The organism is Sphingomonas sp. CFBP8993, from assembly GCF_034044895.1.
Classification (GTDB): Bacteria; Pseudomonadota; Alphaproteobacteria; order Sphingomonadales; family Sphingomonadaceae; genus Sphingomonas.
Map to the genome: position 1 here is coordinate 172,237 of NZ_JAXCWU010000004.1, position 19,950 is coordinate 192,186.

Here is a 19,950-nt window from a genome sequence, read left to right on the forward strand (position 1 = left end):
CCGTTGCCGCATCCCCCCGCATAGGGTTGCGACCGACTTGCAATAGCAAGCGATAACGGGAACCTTCATGTCGACCATCCTAAACCGCTCCTCGGCGGCGCTCATCGCGCTCGCTTGCTCCACATCCGCGCTCGCGTGGGACCGCATGCAGGATACGCAAGGCCAGACGACCCGTGCCGATGAGATCGTCGTCACGGCTTCGGGCGGTCGCGAACAGCAGGTCAAGGACGCACCGGCATCGATCAGCGTGCTGACACGCAAGGATCTGGATCGCCTGCCCTATCGCGAAGTGACCGATGCCTTGCTCGAGATTCCAGGCGTCACCGTGACGCCGGGCGAGGGTAACAGTCGCGACATCTCGATCCGCGGCATGGCGCCGCAATATACGCTGATCCTAGTGGACGGTAAGCGCTTGTCGAGCCGCGAGACGCGAACCAACGGTGGCAACATATCGGAGGGCGGGCAATTGCCGCCGCTGGAGGCGATCGAGCGGATTGAGGTGGTACGCGGCCCGATGTCGTCCTTATATGGGTCCGATGCGATGGGCGGTGTCGTCAACATAATCACGCGGCGCATCTCCAAGACATGGCGCGGCAGCACTCGGGCCAATGGCACGATGCAGTTAGGCTCCGATTACGGCAACGTCGCCGACGGCAACTTTTACTTGTCCGGTCCGATCGCCGGCTCGGTCGGTGTTCAGGTTCAGGGGGCTGCGACCCGACGCGGCGAGGATCATGTCATCGGCGGCACACCAGAACGCCGGGACGAGAGCTTGGCTGGCAAGCTCGGGTGGAACGCAGGGCCCGACCACAGCTTTCTCGCCGAACTGGGCTATTATCGCCAAACCGTGACCGCGACAGCGGGCAAAACGGTCGCGACCAGCGCGACGATGCCGACGGGTATGGAAAACGTTCAGGCGCAACGACGTTATGTCGGCTCGATCAGTCATTCCGGCCGCTGGGGCTTTGCAACGTCGGAGAGCTATCTGCAGCTCGAGGACGCGAAAAGCCTGCAGGACGGCAAACGGATCAAGAACACGATCGCGCAGTCGATCTGGATGGTGCCGCTGCCCGCCAATTCCTTGAGCGTAGGTGCCTATTACCGCAACGAGGACCTGACGGACACGGTCGGCAATCTCTTGGCGGGATCGACGCGCGACGGCGCAAGCCGACGGCAAGTAGCGGTGTTTGCGGAAAACGAGCTGACAGTGCTGACCGGACTGCGTCTGACCGGCGGCCTGCGGATGGACGACGACCAGCAATATGGGACGCACTGGACGCCGCGGGTCTATGCCGTGTGGAATATCGACCAGGCTTTCACGCTGAAGGGTGGCTATTCGCAAGGCTTTCGCGCGCCGAACCTGCGCCAGACGCTCCCGGACTGGGGCCAGTCGAGCCGCGGGGGTACGATCTATGGCAATCCTGATCTGAACGCAGAGACATCACGAACGATCGAGGCTGGATTGCTCTTTGATGGCGGCACGTTCCAGGCCAGCCTGACGGCCTATGACACGCGGTTTGACGACAAGATCACGCGCGTGACCTGTGTCGCAGCCGCGGCCTGGTGCAGCGGTGAGCCGCTAAGCTCCATCGGGCGGCCACCGACCACCTATGTCAACGTCGACAAGGCGAAGATCCGCGGGATCGAGGCAACGATCGACGTACCGCTGACCGCGACGCTGAGGGTCAATGCGACCGGTACGCTCACGGACTCGAAGCAACTAAGTGGTGCCAATATCGGTGCAGCGTTGAACGATACGCCCAAGCAACAGGCAAGCGCCTCGCTCAATTGGAAGCCGACGACTCGGTTAAGCGGCTATATTCGCGGTATATTCCGTGGCCAAGAGGCGATCACCGAAGCGCAGATCAGCGGCAATGCCACCGTCGCACCATCCTACACAACAGTCGATATCGGCGGCTCGTACAAGGTCTCGCCTCGGTTCACGCTGCATGGCGGCGTGCAGAACGTGCTGGACAAGCGCTTGAGCTATGATCGATTCGGGTACGTCATCGACCCGGCACGCATCTGGCTAGGGATTGGCACGCGGTTCTAGGGCTCAAACCCGATCAGCATCTTGAGGGATGATGGTTTTCCTGATCCACTGGAGGGTGGATCAGGAGGCGTGAGGCATGGCGCTTGACCGTCACCGCTCGCGCTTGAACGCCTGTGACAATCGCATAGTGAGGGAACGAAAGGTGGTATGGAATGGAGCAAAAAGCGCAACACTAGCGCAATTTCAACACCTTGCACCCCGTAGGATGGTGCCCCTGGCCGGACTCGAACCAGCATGCCTTGCGGCGTTCGATTTTGAGTCGAATGCGTCTACCAATTTCGCCACAGGGGCAGCGAAGCCGCGCTGCTAGACGAGGGTGATGCGTCACGCAAGCGCCGATTATCCGGATCATGGGCAATCGTGCGTAGCGACGCATGCAAAAACCACCAAAGCATAAAGCAGCACGAGGACAACTGCCGTCAGATAAAGCGGCATGACCATCCACTTGGTCCTGCCGCTTACGGGCAGCGTCGAAAGACCGATGAGGCCCGGGGCAGTTGCCATGGCCGCAAGACCATAGACGAATGCCGCTGCACGCAGGCCCGACGCCATGGGATCGGACCATAGGATGTCCAACCACGTCAGCGGTGGTCCGAACGCCATCAGGCGGATTGGAACGATCCAACGCCAAAGCTTGTCCACGATCAATTCACCGGCGGCCGCTGGCGATAGCTGAGCGCCTCGGCGATGTGGATGCGTCCGACCTGCTCGGCCCCCGCCAGATCGGCGATCGTCCGAGCGACCCGCAGGACGCGGGTATAGCCACGCGCGGTCAAACGCATCCGCTCGGCGGCTTCGACCAGCAAGGTGCGGCCAGCCTCGTCGGGCGTCGCCCAACGCTCCAGAAGCGCGCCGTCGGCCTCCGCATTGGTGCGGACGGTCACCGGGGACCCGCGATAGCGCTCGGTCTGCTGCGCCCGCGCCGCCGCCACCCGTGCGGCGACCGTGGCCGACGATTCGGCGGCGGCAGGCGCGAAGAGATCGACGGCGCGGACCGGCTGGACCTCGACAGACAGGTCGATTCGGTCGAGCAGCGGCCCGGAGATCTTCGCCTGATAGTCGGCCGCGCATCGCGGCGCCCGGGCGCAGGCAAGTGCGGCGTCGCCGAGATGGCCGCAACGGCACGGGTTCATCGCGGCGACCAATTGCACCCGTGCAGGAAAGGTCACGTGCGCATTGGCGCGCGCGATGCTGACCGTGCCGGTTTCCAGCGGCTGGCGCAGCGAATCGAGGACCGCACGCTGAAACTCGGGCAGTTCGTCGAGGAACAGGACACCGAGATGGGCAAGGCTGACCTCCCCCGGCTTCGCCTTCAGCCCGCCGCCGGTCAGCGCCGCCATCGACGCGGAATGATGCGGCGCGCGGAATGGACGGGCGCGGGTCAGCCGCCCACCCGCCAGGGTCCCCGCAACGGACTGCACCATCGAGACCTCCAACGCCTCTGCGGCATCGAGCGGCGGCAGGATACCCGGCAGGCAAGCGGCCATCAGCGACTTGCCCGACCCCGGCGGGCCGCTCATCAGCAAATTGTGCCCCCCTGCCGCCGCGATCTCCAGCGCTCGTCTGGCATTCTCCTGACCCTTGACCTGGGCGAGGTCGGGGCCAGACACCCCCTGCTCTACCTGCCCATCCTCGGGGGTCGGCAGGACCGAATGCCCCTTCAGGTGGTTGATCAGCGACAACAGGTCAGGCGCGGCGATGACCGACCCACTCCCGGCCCAGCTCGCCTCCGCCCCTTGCGCGGCGGGGCAGATCAGCCCCTTGTCGAGCGACCCGGCATGGATCGCGGCCAGCAGCACGCCCGGCGACGGTCCGATCCGCCCGTCCAGCGCCAGTTCGCCCACCACGACATGATCGGCCAGCAGCTCGGCATCGACCACCCCCATGGCCGCCAGCAGCGCCAGTGCGATGGGCAGGTCGAAATGCGACCCTTCCTTGGGGAGGTCGGCGGGCGACAGGTTCACCGCGATTCGCTTGGGCGGGAGCGCCAGGCCCATGGCGGCGATGGCGGCGCGCACCCGCTCGCGGCTCTCGCCCACCGCCTTGTCGGCCAGGCCCACCAGATTGAAGGCGGGCAGCCCCGCGATCAGTTGCACCTGCACCTCGACGGCGCGCGCCTCCAGCCCCAGATAGGCCACCGTGGACACGATCGTCGCCATTCCATTCCCCCCCGTACGGGCTCTCCCTGCCCGCGCGCCTTTCCTGCAAAGGATGCCCCCGCCCCGCAAGAGGCAGATGGCCGAACGGCAAAAGCGTCCACCCGATTGACTTGAAAGTCCGCTTTGCGTAAGCGGCTTGCCACCAAGGCCGTCCTCGTGGCGGCCGTTTTTATTCAGACGTATCCAAGGAATGAACGATGAAGCGGACCTTTCAGCCGAGCAATCTGGTGCGCGCTCGCCGTCACGGCTACCGTGCGCGGATGGCGACGCCCGGCGGCCGTGCGGTGATCCGGGCGCGTCGCGCGCGCGGTCGCAAGAAGCTGTCGGCGTAATCACGACGCTGACCCGCCGCCGCGATTTCCTCGCGGCCAATGGCGGGCGACGCGTGGCGATGCCCGGCTTCGTGCTGCAGGTGCGCCCGCGGGATGACGGTGAAGCGACGATTCGAATCGGCTTCACCGTCACCAAGAAGATCGGAAACGCGGTCGTTCGCAACCGGATGAAACGCCGGTTGCGGGCGCTCGCGCGTGATTTGTTGCCGGTCAAGGGTATTGCGGGCGCGGACCATGTCCTGATCGGACGGCAAGGCGGGATCGAGCGCGACTATGCGGCGCTCACCGCCGAACTGTCCAAGGCGCTGACCCGCGCCGCCTCGCCCGATACCGGCGGCCATGATCGCCCGCGCGAACCGCGCGTGCACCATGGTCGTGGCAAGGGGCGTGGCCCCCGTGGCGGCGCCCAGCGCCAGCCCACCCCATCCTCCCAAGAGCCCGCGTGACCCTGTTCGCGCGGGCCTTGATTCTGATCGCGCGGGGCTGGCAACTGGGGCCTTCGCTGATCCTGCCGCCCACTTGTCGCTATCAACCATCGTGTTCGGCCTATGCAATACAGGCCATTGGCCGCTATGGCGCGGTCAAAGGGGGCTGGTTGGCGCTCAAGCGCATTGCGCGGTGCCATCCCTGGGGCGGGCACGGACCCGACCCGGTACCCTGACGTAACGCCTGACGTAACCAACGTCACAACTGGGGTTTCGACGTGAAGGAAGACCGCAAGAATTTTGTCGTGTTCGCGGTGATCGCGGCGCTGATCCTGTTCGGATGGCCGCTCATCCAGAACAGGTTCTTCCCCAGCAATCCGCCCGCGACCAAGATCGTCGACGGCAAGCAGGTGCCGGTGGTCAATTCCACCGCCAACCCGACCGTCACGACGCCCAGCGCGATTCGCGATCGCCGGGTCGTCCTGGCCGAAACCCCGCGCGTGGCGATCGAGACGCCGCGCCTGAAGGGATCGATCAACCTGAAGGGCGCACGGATCGATGACCTGGTCCTGCTGGATTACAAGCAGACGGTCGACAAGAATTCCGCCCCAATCCGCCTGCTGTCGCCGGCCGGTGCGGAAGGCGCGTATTTCGCCGGTTTCGGCTGGCGCACCGAAGGGCTGAACCCGCCCGCCGCTGACGCCGTCTGGACCGCCAGCGCGCCGGTGCTGCGCCCCGGCCAGCCGGTCACGCTGAGCGCCGCCAATGCGACGGGCCAGCGCTTCCAGATCGCGCTGTCGGTCGACAAGGATTACATGTTCACCGTCCGCCAGACGGTCGCCAATGGCGGCGGCGCGGCGGTGCCGGTCGCTGCCTATGGCTATGTCAATCGCGGCATCTCGGCCGATCCCGACACATGGACGATCCATGTCGGGCCGATGTCGGTCAACAACGGCTCGGCGCAGTATGGCCCGAACTGGAAGGACCTGGACAAGGCCCCGACCCGCTTCACCACCACCGGTGGCTGGCTGGGCTTCACCGACAAATACTGGCTGGCCACGCTGATCCCCGACCAGGCCAAGGCCTTCGACGGTCAGTTCCGCGCGGGTGCGGGCGGGACCTATCAGGCCGACTATACGCTCCAGCCGCAGACGCTGGCGCCGGGCAAGCAGATCACCCAGACGACCCGCTTTTTCGCGGGCGCCAAGGAAGTCGCGCTGCTCGACCGCTACACCGACAAGGAAGGCGCGACGAAGCTCGATTACGCGCTCGACTGGGGGTATTTGCGCGTCCTTGAAAAGCCGATCTTCTATTATCTCGACTGGCTGTTCCGCCTGGTCGGCAATTTCGGCGTCGCGATCATCCTGCTGACCGTCACCATCCGTGCGCTGATGTTCCCGATCGCGCAGCGCCAGTTCGCCTCGATGGCGGCGATGCGCGCGGTACAGCCCAAGATGAAGGCGCTGCAGGAGCGGTTCAAGGACGACAAGGTCCGGATGCAGCAAGAGGTCATGGCCCTCTACAAGCAGGAAAAGGTCAATCCGCTGGCGGGCTGCCTGCCCACGCTGATCCAGATTCCGATCTTCTACGCGCTGTACAAGGTGCTGATGCTGACGATCGAAATGCGGCACCAGCCCTTCGTCCTGTGGATCAAGGATTTGTCCGCGCCCGACCCGCTGACCCCGGTCAACCTGTTCGGCCTGCTGCCCTTCGTCCCGCCGCACTTCATCGCGATCGGCGTCGTGCCGATCCTGCTGGGCATCTCGATGTACTTCCAGTTCAAGATGAACCCGCAGCCGATGGACGATGCGCAGAAGCAGGTCTTCGCGATCCTGCCCTGGGTGCTGATGTTCGTGATGGCGCCGTTCGCGGTCGGCCTTCAGGTCTACTGGATCACGACCAACTGCATCTCGATCCTGCAGCAGCGCCTGCTCTACGCCCGTCATCCGGGCCTGAAGCAGCCGGTCGCCAAGTGAGCGAGCTTTCCTCCTCCCCCGCCCCCTCCGACGAGACCGCCGACAAGATCGGCGGCTTTTCGGAGGAACTGGTCGAGTCCGCGCGCAAGCTGTTCGCCGGGCCTGTCACCTTCCTGAAGTCCGCGCCCGCGCTGCAATATCTGCCCGATCCGATCGTGCCGGAAGTCGCGGTGGCGGGACGGTCGAACGTCGGCAAGTCGTCGCTGCTGAACGCCATGACCAACCGCAACGGCCTGGCACGCACGTCGAACACGCCGGGGCGTACGCAGGAGCTGAACTTCTTCGACGTCGGCACCCCCCCGACGCTGCGGCTGGTCGACATGCCGGGCTATGGCTTTGCCAAGGCGCCCAAGGACATGGTCAAGCAGTGGCGGTTCCTGGTGAACGACTTCCTGCGCGGGCGTCAGGCGCTGAAGCGCGCGCTGGTGCTGATCGACTCGCGGCACGGCATCAAGGATGTCGATCGCGAGATCCTGGAGATGCTCGACCGTGCGGCGGTCAGCTATCGCATCGTCCTGACCAAGGCGGACAAGGTGAAGGCAAGCGAACTCGCCGCCGTCGTCGCGCAGACCGAGGACGAAGCCCGCAAGCGCGCCGCCGCCCACCCGGAGATCCTGGCCACGTCCAGCGAGGGCGGCATGGGTATCCCCCAACTCCGTGCCGCGGTGCTCGAAGCGATCGGCTGAGCCGATCCAATGCGGTAAAGGCGCCGCCTTGTTTCCGGTGTCACCATTACCGCGCGAGTGGCGAGTGATTCGCGCGGGGCTTCCCCATGTCCTAGCGACTGGTGGGGATGGAACTGGCCATCCCGGTGCGGGTTCTGGCAGAACCAAATCAGGCATCGGGCAGGCTCGAACGGCTTGGCCGCGACCTTTTTGCTTGCCTAGCGCCGAGGCACACAACTAACCGAAATTGTTGCAAAGACGTGACACTGGTCGAGAAACGCCAGCAATCGTGACGCATTTATTGACCGTCGGTCATCGGCCGACCTAGCCCCTTCTGCATAAACAGAAAAATTGGGGTATGCGTATCATGTCACTCAATCTTCGGTCTCGCGCCCTGCGCGAGGTCAGCGTCGCTGCGTTGCTGACCGTCATCGCCAGCCCGGCCTTTGCCCAGACCGTTCCGCCCGCCGCGCCAGAAACCGCCACCGCGCCCGAAACCACCACCACACAGGGTACCCCGGCCGACCAGGGTGCCACCACTGGCCAGGATGTCGTCGTCACCGGTTCGCGCATCGCCCGGCCCGAGTTCGAGACGTTGCAGCCGACCCAGGTCGTCGGCGCGGCGCAGATCGCCAATCGCGGCTACACCAATGTCGGCCAGGTGCTGAGCGAGATTCCCGCCTTCGGTCCTCCGGGCAATAGCGGCGTCGGCGCGCAGTCGTCCTTCGGCCCGGCACAGACCTTTGTCGACTTCTTCGGCCTCGGCACGCAGCGTACGCTGGTGCTGGTCAACGGCCGCCGCTTCGTGTCGTCCAACAGCGCCAGCATCTTCGGCCCCGTCTCGGCCGGTACGCAGGTCGACCTGAACAACATCCCGACCAGCCTGGTGGAGCGGGTCGAGACGGTCGCGATCGGCGGTGCGCCGATCTATGGCTCGGACGCGATCGCGGGCACCGTCAACATCATCCTGAAGCGCAATTACGAGGGGCTTCAGCTCCAGGCGCAGGCAGGCGTCTCGCAAAAGGGCGACGCCCCCGACCAGCGGCTGAGCCTGTTGGCGGGCAAGAACTTCGCCGATGGGCGTGGCAACATCACCCTCTCGGGCGAGTATAACCGCGTCACCGGCCTGACCGCCGCCGACCGCGACATCACCGCCTCGGGCTATTTCTTCGGCACGCCCGCCACCGCCGGCGAGTTCCAGCGCGTCCTCTATCCGAACCAGCGCTACAGCGCGTTCACCATCGGCGGCGTGCCGTTCAGCGCCGACGACTTCCTTGCCAGCCGTTCGGGCATCCGCAATGCGGCGGGCCAGTTGCAGCAGTTCGGCCCGAACGGTACGCTGATCCCGCTCGACCTCGGCACGCCGATGCGTCAGGGTTACATCAGCAGCGGCGGCAACGGCTATAACCTGCCGCTCCAGTCGAACCTGCTGACCACCTCGGAACGCTATATCGCCAGCGCCCAGGCCAGCTATCAGTTCAGCGACCGTATCCGCTTCTTTGGCGAGGCGTGGTATATCCGCAGCAAGGGCGTGAACCTGATCGATCAGCCCAACTACAACACGGCGCTGTTCGACGATGCGGGGACGGCCGATGGCAACATCTTGGTCAGCCTGAACAATCCCTATCTATCGGCCACCGATCGCGCGACCATCGCCGCCAACCTGCCCGCGGGCCAGAACCAGTTCTATCTGGGCCGTGCCCTTGCCGACCTGACCACGGGCCGCGCCGAAGCCACGGTCGAGACCTATCGCTTCGTCGGCGGGTTCGACGGCACGGTGCCGCTGCTAGGCCGCGACTTCAAATGGGAAGCCTCGGCCGTCTATGGCAAGTCGGTCACCAACGGCCGCAATTTCGAGCTGATCCAGCAGAACTTCGCCAACGCGATCGACGCCGTGCGCGACGCCTCCGGCAACATCACCTGCCGTCCAGGCGTGGTGAATGCAACGATCCCGTCGATCGGCGGCGGGGCCTGCGCACCGCTCAACATTCTGGGCATCGGCCAGGCCAGCCAGGCCGCGCGCGATTATATCTTCGCCGTCGCCACGCCGCGTTCGGCCAATGAGCAGCTGGTGTTCAATGCCAACATCAACGGCCCCGTCTTCCAGCTGTTCGGCAACGACGTGTCGCTGTCGCTCGGCTACGAACATCGCGAGGAGCGGACCCAGTTCGATCCGGGCGCCTTCTATTATGGCGAGCCCCAGGCGGACGGCAGCCGCCAGCAATATGGCCGCACCATCCCGATCGACCCGATCCGGGGCAAGTTCCACACCAACGAGGTGTTCGGCGAGGTCGTCGTTCCGTTCGTGTCGAGCAAGAACGAGCTGAGCTGGCTCAAGACACTCGAGTTCGACGGCGCGGCGCGGTACGTCGACAACTCGCTGTCGGGCGGCGACGTCACCTGGACGGCGGGCGGCCGGGTCGGCTTCTTCCAGGGGCTGACCTTCCGCGGCAACTTCACCCGCTCGATCCGCTCGCCTGCGATCACCGAGGTGTTCAATCCGACCTCGCGTGCGTTCAACTCGGGCAACGATCCCTGCGATTCCCGCTATGTCGACAGCGGCCCCAACCCGACCGTGCGTCGCGCCAACTGCGTCGCGGCCGGGATCAACCCCGCGACGTTCGATTCGAACTTCAGCAACTTCACCATTCCGGTGACGATCGCGGGCAACCCCGATCTGCGCAACGAAAAGGCGAACAGCTGGACCGTGGGTGCGATCGCACAGCCGCGCTTCATCCCCGGCCTGTCGGTCGCGGTCGACTGGGTGAACATCAAGCTGAAGGATGCGATCACCTCGCTGGACGGCACCGACATCCTGAACGCCTGCTACGACTCCGCCAACTATCCGAACCAGTTCTGCGGCCTGTTCAACCGGGGCGCGGACGGCCAGCTGACCACCATTCGCCAAGGCTACTACAACGCCGCCGCCTATGAGATGGCCGGACTTCAGTCGACCATCTCCTACCGCCTGCCGCTCAGCCGCGTCGGGCTGGAGAATGCGGGGACGGTCGGCCTGTCGGTCAACTATTTCTACCGCGACAAGCTGGAGACCCAGGTCGGCACCGGCGACATCAACCATGCCGCTGGCGAGATCGGCTATCCGCGCCACTCGGGCACCGCGAACCTGACCTATGAGGGCCCGGTCTTCAACGTCCTGTTCCAGGGCCAGTATACCGGCAAGGTGAAGTTCAACCTGGACGAGGCGCCCAACGCCCGCAACATCTCGGGCGTCGGCGACTGGATGGTGTTCAACACCACGGTGGGCGTGAAGGTGAACGAGCAGTTCAACCTGCGCTTCATCGTCGACAACGTGTTCAACGCCACCGCGCCCTTCCCCGCGCTGTCGGCGGGCGGCACCCAGCCCTATTTCTCGGGGCTGATCGGCCGCTTCTTCCGGGTGGCGGCGACCGCGCGCTTCTGATCGCGTTCGCGGATGCGATCGAAAGGGCCCGTCCGGTTCCCCGGGCGGGCCCTTTTTTTGTTCGGTTGCGGGGATCCGGCGGGGCGGTTACGCCTGTCACCATGAAGCTCATCATCGGCAACAAGGCCTATTCTTCCTGGTCCCTGCGCGGCTGGCTCGCCTGTCGCCAGTCGGGCCTTTCCTTCGAGGAGGTGGTCGTGCCGCTGTACGACGCCGACTGGGACAAGCGGCGCGAGGGGGCGGAGTTCGCGCCGTCCTCGGGCAAGGTGCCGATCCTGTGGGATGGCGACGCGGTGGTCTGGGACAGCCTGGCCATCATCGACTTCCTGGCCGACAAGGTCGGGCGTGACCGTTTCTGGCCCGCCGACGACGCCGCGCGCGCCATGGCCCGCTCGATGGCGGCGGAAATGCATTCCAGCTTCGTGGCGCTACGCCGCAAGCACAGCATGAACATCCGCCAGGTCTATCCTTCGCAGATGCCCGACGAGGACGTGATCGTCGACCTGAAGCGGATCATGGAACTCTGGGCCCAGGCGCGCGCCCGCTTTGGCGGCGGTGGCGATTTCCTGTTCGGCGAATTCGGCGCCGTCGACATCATGTTCGCGCCGGTGGTGACGCGGATCGTCACCTATCAGCTGCCCGTCGCGCGCTTTGCCGTGCCCTATATGGACGCGGTGCTGCGCCATCCCTTCATGCAGGACTGGATCGCCGCCGCGCAGGAAGAGGAATGGGTGATCGAGCGGTTCGAGCAGCCGGTGGGGTGAGGGGCGGACGCCCCCTCCCCCCTTACCGCGCCGCTGGCGGCACCTCGTTCAACGGCGCGCGCTGCTCACCCGCCGGTTCGGCGACCCGCGAGGTAAAGGCGTAGAGCAACACCCCGGCGATCCCCAGCGCGATCACCAGCCAGAGCAACAGCCGCTTGCCGGCCGTGTGGCCATTGGGATCGGGATCGTTCATCGCATCACTCCTGTCAGTCGGGTGCACGAACGATGCCGGGCCGCATCGGGTCCGTCGCCGTCATCAATCCGGACATTGCCGTCCGCACGCGCGCTGCCTATGCCGCGCGGCATGACCGACGCCCTCACCCTCGCCCAGGCCCTGATCCGGGCCGACAGCATCACGCCAGCGCGTGGCTCCGTGTTCGACGTGCTGGAGGCCGCGCTGAGCCCGCTCGGCTTCACCGTGGACCGGTTCACGGTGGGTGAGGAGCCCGACGGCCCGGTCGAGAACCTGCTCGCGACGCGTGGCGGCAGCGGCACGCACCTGGCCTTTGCGGGCCATGTCGACGTGGTGCCCGCCGGCGAGGGATGGCAGGGCTCGCCCTTCTCCGGTGAGGTACGTGACGGCCTGCTCTACGGGCGTGGTGCGGTCGACATGAAGGGCGCGGTCGCCGCCTTCGTCGCGGCGATCCCAACCGAGCCGACCATCCCGTTGTCGCTGATCGTCACCGGCGACGAGGAAGGCCCGGCCGTTTATGGCACCCGCGCGCTGATCGACCGTATGGCCGAGCTTGGCGTCGCCCCCGACCTCTGCCTGGTCGGCGAGCCGACCTCGGCGCATCGATTGGGCGACATGATGAAGATCGGGCGACGCGGCTCGGTCAATATCTGGATCACCGTGCCGGGGCGGCAGGGGCATGTCGCCTATCCCCACCTCGCCGACAATCCGATCACCCCACTGGTCGCGATGCTGGCCGAGATCGAGGCGGTGACGCTCGACACCGGCAATGCCTGGTTCCAGCCATCGAATATCGAGATCACCGACCTGCATGTCGGCAACCCGGCGACCAACGTCATTCCCGGATCGGCGCAGGCGCGGCTGTCGATCCGCTTCAACGACGAGCATAAAGGCGAGGCGCTGGTCGCGCGGCTCACCGAGATCGCCCGCCGCCATGCTCCGTCCGCTCAGCTGACCGGCCGTATTTCGGGCGAGGCGTTCCTGACCCAGCCCGGCCCTTTCTCCGCGATGATCGCCGAGGCCATTCGCGCCGAAACGGGGATCGACGCCGAACTGTCGACCACCGGCGGCACGTCGGATGCCCGTTTCCTGTCGAAGCTGTGCCCGACGGTCGAGTTCGGGCTGCTCAATGCCACGATGCACAAGGTCGACGAGGCGGTAGCGGTCGACGACCTCTATGCGCTGACCCGCATCTATGCGGGTGTCATCGCTCGCGCGGGCGCCTGAACACGATGTAGAGCGCGCCCTGCCCGCCATGGCGCGGATGGGCATTGCGGATCGCCGCGATCGAATCGGCATGGCGCGACGCGCCCAGCCAGTCGCTGATCGCCGCGCGGATCGCGCCGCGCGCATGGGGGCGCTCGCTTTCGGGGCGCGGCGGCTTGCCCGTCACCAGCAGCAGCACCCGGTCGCCCCGCCCGATCGCGCGCCCCATCCCCTGGTCGAGCAGCGCATGGGCCGACGCCAGCGTATGGCCATGCAGATCGAGCGAGCTGTCGGGCATCACGCTGCCCCGCAACAGCCTTTTGTCCCAACCGCCGTCGAGCGTCTCGCCCGGCCCCTTCTTGGGCGCGGGCGGTGGTGGTGCGGGCTGGCGCAGCGGCGGCACACGCCCCTTCACCCGCACCTTCGGCGCGCCCGGTGTTTCCTGAAACACCGCCTCCATGGTGGGCGGCGGTGGCGCGGGTCGGGCGGGAACGACGGCGGCGCGCAAGGGCCGCACCGTCTCCATCACCCGCGCCCAGAGCTGCGCCTCGTCAGAATTGAGGGGGCGCACCGGCCGTCCCGCCAGGAGCCGTGATCCCCGCCCGCGCCAGCGTGCCGACCGGCAGCAGCAGGAAGGCGGTGCCGCGCGCAGACATGCCGCCCGCGACGCTGCGCGCCGTCTCGCCCGCGCCCCAGAAGGTGTCGAAGCGGTTGGAGCCCTTGATCGCGCCGCCAGTGTCTTGCGCCACCCACAGCCCGGTCACGTCCTGGCGATCCATCGACAGGAAGACGGGCGCGCCCAGCGGCACGAATTTCGGGTCCGCCGCCGCGCTCACCTGCCCGGTCACGGCATAGCCCATCGCGCCCTGCGGCGCGCCGTTCAGTTCGCGGAAGAACACGAAGCTCTTATTCTCGCGCATGATCGCGCGGCCTTCCTCGGGATGCTCGTGCAACCAGGCGACGATCCCCTGCATCGACGTCTGCCCCGGCCCCAGCAGCCCGCGCGACTTCATCAGCGCCCCGATACCGGTATAGTCTCGGCCGTTCTGGCTGTCATAGCCGACCCGCATGATCCCGCCATCGGGCAGTCGAAGCCGCCCCGAGCCCTGGATTTGAAGGAAGAACACCTCGATCGGGTCCGCGCCCCACGCCAATATGGGTGCACGGCCCTCCAGCGACCCCTGCTCGATCGCGGTACGATCGTCATAAGGGACGAGGTTGGTGCCCTGCACCTTGCCACGCACCTTCTTGCCCTTCAGATCGGCGGTGAAGGCACCCAGATCGACATCGACCAGGTCGCGCGGGCGGGCATAGATCGGCACCTCATAACCGACACGCCGATCACGCGAGCCCGCAATCTCGGGCTCGTAATAGCCGGTGGCCAGCGAGCGGCCGTCACCGACCTGCACCGCTTCGAAATAACGGATGAAGAAGTTACGGGCACCGCCACGCGGCACGCTGCCCGCCGCCTGACAGGCGGCTTGCCAGTCGGAGCCTTGCGTCAACCCGCTGGTGTCGGTGCGGCGCATCAATCCGGGGCAGGACAGAGCGAAGGCGGCGCGGGCCGCCTCGGCCTGCTCCTCGGTGATCGGCAGGGTCGCGACCGGCGGTCCGGCCAGGATGCCCGCCTGCGCCGCCGTCGCCGATCCGGGGACCCCGACGACCGGGGTAGCGGGCAAGGGGGTCGCGCCCACGATGCGCGCCGGTCCAGCGGGCACGCGAGAGACACTGGGCCCGCCCGGCTGCACACCGCCGGGCAGCGTTGCGATCGTGCCGGGTCGCGGGCGATGATCGGTGCGTGGCGGCGTCTGGCCGCGCGGCGGCGCCGGATACTCCGACGCGCCGGGCGGGACGATCCGTCCGGCGCAGGCCGACAGGCCGATCGAAAGCGCGACCATGGCCGCGACGCGATACCCCCTCATCGCGGACATTCCCCCGTCAGACCGGTTCAGGCTTCGTCGGTGTCGACGAGCTTCCAGTTCGGATCGCCGCTCTTCAGCGTCCGGGCGAATGTCCACACGTCGTGAGTCTCGACCGCATCGCTCAGCGAACCGGCGATGACATTGCCCTCGGCATCGCGCGTGACGGCGGCGATATCGGCGTCGAAGCGGACGGTGACCCGCGCCTCGCGCCCCTCGACCGCGGCGTCGACGATCTTGGCGCTTTCCACGCGGATTAGGCGATTATCGAGCGTCTGGCCGGTTTCGCGCCGATGCTCGATCGCCTCGGCAAAGGCGGCCAGCACGTCGCGTTCGACCAATTCGGAAAGCGCGTCCTCGTCACCCTTCCAGAAGGCTTCCAGCGTCATGCGATAGGCGCTCTGCGCACCGTTCAGGAACTGCGCCACGTCGAAACCAGGCTCGCCCGCGATCACGGCGCGCAGGCCCGGTTCGGCGCGCGGCTCAATGTTGCGGTTGACCACCGGAGCGGCACCCTGTGCGGGTTCGGCCGTGCGGGGCAGCGTCACCGCCACCGGCCGGTCATCGGCACTGCGCGCCAAAGGCTGCTGTTCATGGCCGGTACGCTTGCCGAGCACGCTGTAGAGCCTCAGCGCGAGGAAGAGCGCGACCATCGCGAGAAGAACGACGTAGAATAACAACACAGGCGCCTTTCACTATCAAGGCCGATATAGGCGCAAGGGCGGCAGATGAAAACCCGGCCACCCCGAACGGGGGCGGGCAAGGTTGAAACCATGTCGACCCGCTGCTACGCGAAGCGGCCATAAGGCCGAACGCGCGAACCCGCCCTTTCGGTTCCCTTAGGGTCTATACTCAATCAGGACGGGGTCGTGACGGAGCCGATTTGGGTTCAGGGCAAGGAGCGAGGAGCGGAGCGATGCGATCGTATCGTGACCGACGAGCGACGCTGCCCTGGATCCAAATCGGCCCGCCGCTTTGGCGGTCGCCCGCCGAAAGGCGCTGGACGGCGTCGCTTGCTTGCAGGTAGCGCCGCTACCTGCTGCGCCACACTCCTTGCCAGCGCCTTTCGGCGGGCGATCACGATCCCCGTCCTGATTGGGTATAGACCCTAACCCCCTTGATCTTACGCAAGAAGGTATTGACGATGGACGAACAGGGTTTGCCGCAGGGCTTCGAAGCGCCGATCGCCGACGGTGAGGATGCCGGTCCTGCCGCGGGCATGATCTCGCAATATGTGAAGGACCTGTCGTTCGAGAATCCGAACGCGCCCGCCATCTATCAGGCGCAGGCCGCGCCGGGCATCGACGTGCAGTTCAACATCTCGGCCGTCCAGGTCGGCGAGGACGTCCACGAGCTGACCCTGAAGATCGAGGTCCGCGCCGAGTCCGAGGGCAAGACCGCCTTCATCGTCGACCTCAGCTATGCCGGTCTCTTCGGCTTCCGCAACGTGCCGGTCGACCAGATCCAGCCGTTCATGCTGGGCGAAGCGCCGCGCCTGCTGTTCCCCTTCGCCCGCCGCGTGCTGGCCGATGCGGTGCGCGACGGCGGCTTCCCGCCCCTGATGCTCGAGCCGATCGACTTCGCGCAGCTGTATCTGCAGCAGGCCGAGGCCCAGGCGGGCACCGCGCAGCCAAACACGCCGGAAACCGGCCACGCCTGATCGGGACTGACATATGAACCTGACCAAGGCGCTGGGCTCGGTCGGCGGGCTGACTCTGGCGAGCCGCGTGCTTGGTCTGGTTCGCGATTCGCTGTTCTTCCGCTTCGTGGGCGCCAACTTCGCCTCCGATGCCTTCCAGATCGCGTTTCGCCTGCCCAACCTGTTCCGCGCCCTCTTTGCCGAGGGCGCCTTTTCCGCCGCCTTCATCCCGATGTTCAACCGCAAGGTGGCAGAGGGGGACAAGGCGACGCCGGGGTCGGGACTGGCACAGGGCCTGGCATTCGCCGAAAACGCGATGTCGGTCCTGCTGCCCGTCCTGATCGTGCTGACCGTTCTGGTCGAGCTGGCGGCCTGGCCCGTCACCTGGATCCAGACCTTCGGCTACGGCAAGGGGACGGCCGCGCAGTTCGATTATATCGTGCTGCTCAACCGCCTGACCTTTCCCTATCTGCTGTTCATAAGCCTGGTGTCGCTGCTGGGCGGCATCCTGAATTCGCTCAATCGCTTCTGGGTGAATGCGGCCGCGCCGATCCTGCTCAACCTGACGCTGATCGCCGCGCTTCTTCTGTTCCATGACCACAACCCGCTGCCGACCGCGCGCAACCAGGCGATCGCGGTGTCGGTGGCCGGGATACTCCAATTCCTGTGGCTCTGGTGGTCGTGCCGTCGCGCCGGTGTCCGCCTGCGGTTGAAGCGCCCGGTCATCAACGACGACGTGAAGCGGCTGATGAAGCTGATCCTGCCCGCCGCCGCGGGCGCAGGCGCGGTGCAGATCAACCTCCTGATCTCCACCGGCCTCGCCGCGCGCTTCCTGCCTGCGGGGTCGGTGTCGTACATCTATGCCGCCGACCGGCTGAACCAGCTGCCGCTGGGGCTGATCGGCATCGGCCTGGGCACCGTGCTCCTTCCTACCATCTCGCGGATGCTGGGCGCGGGCCGCGAGGCCGAGGCGATGGAGACGCAGAATCGCGGCATGGAGCTGGCCCTGCTGCTGACCCTGCCCGCCACCGTCGCGCTGATCGTGTGTGGGCAGCCGATCGCCGCTGCGCTGTTCCAGCATGGGAAGTTCACCGCCACCAACAGCTTCTATACCGCGCAGGCGCTCGCCGCCTTCTCGATCGGACTGCCCAGCTATATCCTGGTCAAGGTGCTGACGCCGGGCTTCTATGCCCGCGCCGACACCCGGACGCCGGTCCGGTTCGCCACCTGGTCGATGCTGGTCAATCTGGTGCTGAACCTGATCCTGATCTGGCCGCTCCAGCATATGGGTCCGCCGCTGGCCACCGCGATCGCCTCGACCGTCAACGTCGCGCTTCTGTATCGCACCCTGGCGAAGCGCGGGCATTTCGTCGCCGACGCACAGCTTCGCCGGCGAGCGTGGCGGATGGGGGTCGCCGCCCTGCTGATGGGCATGGCGATGGCGCTGCTGAACGAACGGTTCCAGCCCTATGTCACCGGCTCCAACCTCGAACGCTGGGGTGCGCTCATCATACTGGTCGCCACGGGTATGCTCGTCTATGCGGTGGCCACCTTCGCGACCGGGGCATTCCGGCTTGCGGACATCAAGCGGCTCGTTCGCCGCAAGAACTGAGGACCATCATGCGCGTCGTTTCCGGCATCAAGCCCACGGGCAATCTCCACCTCGGCAATTATCTGGGCGCCGTGAAGCAGTGGGTGGCGATGCAGGACGACATCCAGGCCAAGGGTGGCGAGACGATGTACTTCATCGCCGACCTGCACGGCCTGACCGAATGGATCGCGCCCGATGCGATGGCGGCCAACACCATCGAGATGACCGCGACCCTGATCGCCGCCGGGATCGACCCCGAACGCTCGATCCTGTTCAACCAGACCCGCGTGCCCCAGCATAGCGAGCTGAGCTGGCTGCTGAACAATGTCGCGCGCGTCGGCTGGCTGAACCGCATGACCCAGTTCAAGGACAAGGCGGGCAAGAACCGCGAGGGCGCCAGCGTCGGCCTGTACGACTATCCCGTGCTGATGGCCGCCGACGTGCTGCTCTACAACGCCACGCACGTGCCGGTCGGCGAGGACCAGAAACAGCATCTGGAGCTGGCGCGCGACATCGCGACCAAGTTCAACAACGATTATGGCCGCGAGGTCTTCACCCTCCCCGAACCGCTGATCAGCGCCGCCGCGCCGCGCATCATGTCGTTGCGCGACGGGGCGTCGAAGATGTCCAAGTCGAACCCGTCGGAAATGTCGCTGGTCAAGCTGATCGACACCGACGACCAGATCGCCGAGAAATTCCGCAAGGCCAAGACCGACCCGGACGTGCTGCCCGAGACGATGGACGGCCTGGAGGGTCGGCCCGAGGCGCGCAACCTGATCACCATCTATGCCGCGCTGTCCGACCGCGCGCCCGCCGATGTGCTGGCGCAGTTTGCGGGCCAGGGCTTCGGTGCGTTCAAGCCCGAGCTGGCCGACCTCGCGGTCGCGACGCTGGGCCCGATCCGCGAGCGGCTGACCCGCCTGCTCGACGATCGCGGCGAGGTGGGCCGCATCCTGGAGCGGGGTGCGGAGAAGGCCCGCCATCTCGCCGCGCCGCTGCTGCTCGACGTGCAGCGGACCATGGGCCTTCAGATTTGATGCCCCCCGGCCCCATCACCCGTATCATGGTGATGGGGCCGCCGGGCAGTGGCAAGTCGACGCTGGCCCGGATGCTGGGCGAACGGCTGGGCCTGCCCGTCCATCACGCTGATGCGCTGTTCCACGATCCAGGCTGGGTCGCGCGACCGCGCGAGGACTTCATCGCCGACATGGTCGCCATCGCCGCGCAGCCCGCCTGGGTGATCGACGGCAATTATTCCGGTGCGCATTATGGCCCCGCGATCGCCGACAGGCTCGCACGCGCCGAGCGGATCATCCTGCTCGACCTACCGCGCCGCGTGACGATCCCCCGTATCCTGCGGCGTGTGGCACGCCATCATGGGCAGCAGCGTCCCGACAGCGCGGCGGGATGCCCGGAGCGGCTGGACTGGGCATTTCTGGGCTATTGCTGGCAATGGCGGCGCGCGGTGCGGCCGGGGATCTTGCGGGTGCTGGCGGGGGTGGAGGATCGGGTGATCTGGTTTCGCCGGTCGCCGGGGCTGGACCGGGTGTTGGCGGATATGGATTCCCTTGGCCTTCGACTTAGCTCAGGCTGAACGGCGGGAGGGA

Annotated in this window: 19 protein-coding genes and 1 tRNA gene; 13 read left to right on the forward strand and 7 right to left on the reverse strand. The window is 66.4% G+C overall.

Features of this window, described 5'->3' with window-relative positions:
- Positions 1–67 precede the first annotated feature (67 nt).
- A complete protein-coding gene (locus SOM26_RS09620) occupies positions 68–2,053 on the forward strand; it encodes a TonB-dependent receptor domain-containing protein (protein ID WP_320452503.1) in 1,986 nt (661 codons plus the stop codon).
- 206 nt (positions 2,054–2,259) lie between these two features.
- Here the strand turns inward: SOM26_RS09620 and SOM26_RS09625 are convergent.
- From SOM26_RS09625 to SOM26_RS09635, 3 genes are all read right to left on the reverse strand, one after another.
- A tRNA-Leu gene (locus tag SOM26_RS09625) sits at positions 2,260–2,344 on the reverse strand.
- Between the two features lie 57 nt (positions 2,345–2,401).
- A complete protein-coding gene (locus SOM26_RS09630) occupies positions 2,402–2,695 on the reverse strand; it encodes a hypothetical protein (RefSeq protein WP_320452504.1) in 294 nt (97 codons plus the stop codon).
- 2 nt (positions 2,696–2,697) lie between these two features.
- Positions 2,698–4,212 (reverse strand): YifB family Mg chelatase-like AAA ATPase, encoded by a 1,515-nt coding sequence (locus SOM26_RS09635; protein WP_320452505.1) that lies wholly within the window; start codon positions 4,210–4,212, stop codon positions 2,698–2,700.
- 197 nt (positions 4,213–4,409) lie between these two features.
- Here SOM26_RS09635 and rpmH point away from each other — a divergent pair, with 197 nt between their 5' ends.
- The 7 genes from rpmH to SOM26_RS09670 all read left to right on the forward strand — a co-directional run bounded on the left by rpmH (position 4,410) and on the right by SOM26_RS09670 (position 11,795).
- Positions 4,410–4,544 carry a 50S ribosomal protein L34 gene (rpmH, locus tag SOM26_RS09640; RefSeq protein WP_320452776.1) on the forward strand — a complete coding sequence of 45 codons (135 nt, stop codon included), beginning with the start codon at positions 4,410–4,412 and terminating at the stop codon, positions 4,542–4,544.
- Positions 4,545–4,603: 59 nt separating this feature from the next.
- The gene (gene rnpA, locus SOM26_RS09645; protein WP_414712044.1) at positions 4,604–4,990 is read left to right on the forward strand and encodes a ribonuclease P protein component; all 387 of its coding nucleotides are present in this window, start codon (positions 4,604–4,606) and stop codon (positions 4,988–4,990) included.
- 2 nt (positions 4,991–4,992) lie between these two features.
- Entirely contained in the window at positions 4,993–5,205 is a 213-nt protein-coding gene (yidD, locus tag SOM26_RS09650; RefSeq protein WP_042490341.1) for a membrane protein insertion efficiency factor YidD, read from the forward strand.
- A 42-nt stretch (positions 5,206–5,247) separates the two neighbouring features.
- Positions 5,248–6,945 carry a membrane protein insertase YidC gene (gene yidC, locus SOM26_RS09655; RefSeq protein WP_320452506.1) on the forward strand — a complete coding sequence of 566 codons (1,698 nt, stop codon included), beginning with the start codon at positions 5,248–5,250 and terminating at the stop codon, positions 6,943–6,945.
- A gap of 47 nt (positions 6,946–6,992) precedes the next feature.
- On the forward strand, positions 6,993–7,631 hold the full coding sequence (yihA, locus tag SOM26_RS09660; RefSeq protein ID WP_320452778.1) for a ribosome biogenesis GTP-binding protein YihA/YsxC: 639 nt from the start codon (positions 6,993–6,995) through the stop codon (positions 7,629–7,631).
- A 346-nt stretch (positions 7,632–7,977) separates the two neighbouring features.
- Positions 7,978–11,031 (forward strand): TonB-dependent receptor domain-containing protein, encoded by a 3,054-nt coding sequence (locus SOM26_RS09665; protein WP_320452507.1) that lies wholly within the window; start codon positions 7,978–7,980, stop codon positions 11,029–11,031.
- 101 nt (positions 11,032–11,132) lie between these two features.
- Positions 11,133–11,795 carry a glutathione S-transferase gene (locus tag SOM26_RS09670; RefSeq protein ID WP_320452508.1) on the forward strand — a complete coding sequence of 221 codons (663 nt, stop codon included), beginning with the start codon at positions 11,133–11,135 and terminating at the stop codon, positions 11,793–11,795.
- A gap of 22 nt (positions 11,796–11,817) precedes the next feature.
- On the opposite strand, the gene SOM26_RS09675 is transcribed toward SOM26_RS09670, so the two are convergent.
- Complete coding sequence (locus SOM26_RS09675; protein WP_320452509.1) at positions 11,818–11,988, reverse strand: hypothetical protein; 171 nt, start codon at positions 11,986–11,988, stop codon at positions 11,818–11,820.
- Positions 11,989–12,099: 111 nt separating this feature from the next.
- On the opposite strand from SOM26_RS09675, the gene dapE reads away from it, so the two are divergent.
- Complete coding sequence (gene dapE, locus SOM26_RS09680; protein ID WP_320452510.1) at positions 12,100–13,215, forward strand: succinyl-diaminopimelate desuccinylase; 1,116 nt, start codon at positions 12,100–12,102, stop codon at positions 13,213–13,215.
- Here the strand turns inward: dapE and SOM26_RS09685 are convergent.
- From SOM26_RS09685 to SOM26_RS09695, 3 genes are read right to left on the reverse strand one after another with little or no spacing between them, the layout of a single operon-like run.
- Positions 13,193–13,720 carry a Smr/MutS family protein gene (locus SOM26_RS09685; RefSeq protein WP_320452779.1) on the reverse strand — a complete coding sequence of 176 codons (528 nt, stop codon included), beginning with the start codon at positions 13,718–13,720 and terminating at the stop codon, positions 13,193–13,195. The two genes, dapE and SOM26_RS09685, sit on opposite strands and share 23 nt — an antisense overlap.
- A gap of 25 nt (positions 13,721–13,745) precedes the next feature.
- Positions 13,746–15,116: a murein transglycosylase A gene (gene mltA / locus SOM26_RS09690; protein WP_320452511.1), complete on the reverse strand. Its 1,371-nt coding sequence runs from the start codon at positions 15,114–15,116 to the stop codon at positions 13,746–13,748.
- Between the two features lie 26 nt (positions 15,117–15,142).
- Positions 15,143–15,766, reverse strand: coding sequence for a Tim44/TimA family putative adaptor protein (locus SOM26_RS09695; protein ID WP_414712045.1), 624 nt, complete (start codon positions 15,764–15,766; stop codon positions 15,143–15,145).
- 491 nt (positions 15,767–16,257) lie between these two features.
- Here SOM26_RS09695 and secB point away from each other — a divergent pair, with 491 nt between their 5' ends.
- The 4 genes from secB to SOM26_RS09715 are packed head-to-tail and all read left to right on the forward strand — an operon-like array spanning position 16,258 to position 19,937.
- Positions 16,258–16,773 carry a protein-export chaperone SecB gene (gene secB / locus SOM26_RS09700; RefSeq protein WP_320452512.1) on the forward strand — a complete coding sequence of 172 codons (516 nt, stop codon included), beginning with the start codon at positions 16,258–16,260 and terminating at the stop codon, positions 16,771–16,773.
- A gap of 13 nt (positions 16,774–16,786) precedes the next feature.
- Entirely contained in the window at positions 16,787–18,364 is a 1,578-nt protein-coding gene (murJ, locus tag SOM26_RS09705; protein WP_320452513.1) for a murein biosynthesis integral membrane protein MurJ, read from the forward strand.
- 8 nt (positions 18,365–18,372) lie between these two features.
- On the forward strand, positions 18,373–19,380 hold the full coding sequence (gene trpS, locus SOM26_RS09710) for a tryptophan--tRNA ligase (protein ID WP_320452514.1): 1,008 nt from the start codon (positions 18,373–18,375) through the stop codon (positions 19,378–19,380).
- Positions 19,380–19,937, forward strand: coding sequence for a P-loop NTPase family protein (locus SOM26_RS09715; RefSeq protein ID WP_320452515.1), 558 nt, complete (start codon positions 19,380–19,382; stop codon positions 19,935–19,937). The genes trpS and SOM26_RS09715 overlap by 1 nt, the downstream gene beginning before the upstream one ends.
- Positions 19,938–19,950 lie beyond the last annotated feature (13 nt).

Excerpts from the sequence above, each read along its gene's own strand:
- SOM26_RS09620 (WP_320452503.1), top strand. The coding sequence starts at position 68 with ATGTCGACCATCCTAAACCGCTCCTCGGCGGCGCTCATCGCGCTCGCT.
- SOM26_RS09635 (WP_320452505.1), bottom strand. The coding sequence starts at position 4,212 with ATGGCGACGATCGTGTCCACGGTGGCCTATCTGGGGCTGGAGGCGCGC.
- rpmH (WP_320452776.1), top strand. The coding sequence starts at position 4,410 with ATGAAGCGGACCTTTCAGCCGAGCAATCTGGTGCGCGCTCGCCGTCAC.
- rnpA (WP_414712044.1), top strand. The coding sequence starts at position 4,604 with ATGCCCGGCTTCGTGCTGCAGGTGCGCCCGCGGGATGACGGTGAAGCG.
- SOM26_RS09665 (WP_320452507.1), top strand. The coding sequence starts at position 7,978 with ATGTCACTCAATCTTCGGTCTCGCGCCCTGCGCGAGGTCAGCGTCGCT.
- SOM26_RS09670 (WP_320452508.1), top strand. The coding sequence starts at position 11,133 with ATGAAGCTCATCATCGGCAACAAGGCCTATTCTTCCTGGTCCCTGCGC.
- SOM26_RS09675 (WP_320452509.1), bottom strand. The coding sequence starts at position 11,988 with ATGAACGATCCCGATCCCAATGGCCACACGGCCGGCAAGCGGCTGTTG.
- dapE (WP_320452510.1), top strand. The coding sequence starts at position 12,100 with ATGACCGACGCCCTCACCCTCGCCCAGGCCCTGATCCGGGCCGACAGC.
- SOM26_RS09685 (WP_320452779.1), bottom strand. The coding sequence starts at position 13,720 with ATGGAGACGGTGCGGCCCTTGCGCGCCGCCGTCGTTCCCGCCCGACCC.
- mltA (WP_320452511.1), bottom strand. The coding sequence starts at position 15,116 with ATGAGGGGGTATCGCGTCGCGGCCATGGTCGCGCTTTCGATCGGCCTG.
- SOM26_RS09695 (WP_414712045.1), bottom strand. The coding sequence starts at position 15,766 with ATGGTCGCGCTCTTCCTCGCGCTGAGGCTCTACAGCGTGCTCGGCAAG.
- secB (WP_320452512.1), top strand. The coding sequence starts at position 16,258 with ATGGACGAACAGGGTTTGCCGCAGGGCTTCGAAGCGCCGATCGCCGAC.
- murJ (WP_320452513.1), top strand. The coding sequence starts at position 16,787 with ATGAACCTGACCAAGGCGCTGGGCTCGGTCGGCGGGCTGACTCTGGCG.
- trpS (WP_320452514.1), top strand. The coding sequence starts at position 18,373 with ATGCGCGTCGTTTCCGGCATCAAGCCCACGGGCAATCTCCACCTCGGC.
- SOM26_RS09715 (WP_320452515.1), top strand. The coding sequence starts at position 19,380 with ATGCCCCCCGGCCCCATCACCCGTATCATGGTGATGGGGCCGCCGGGC.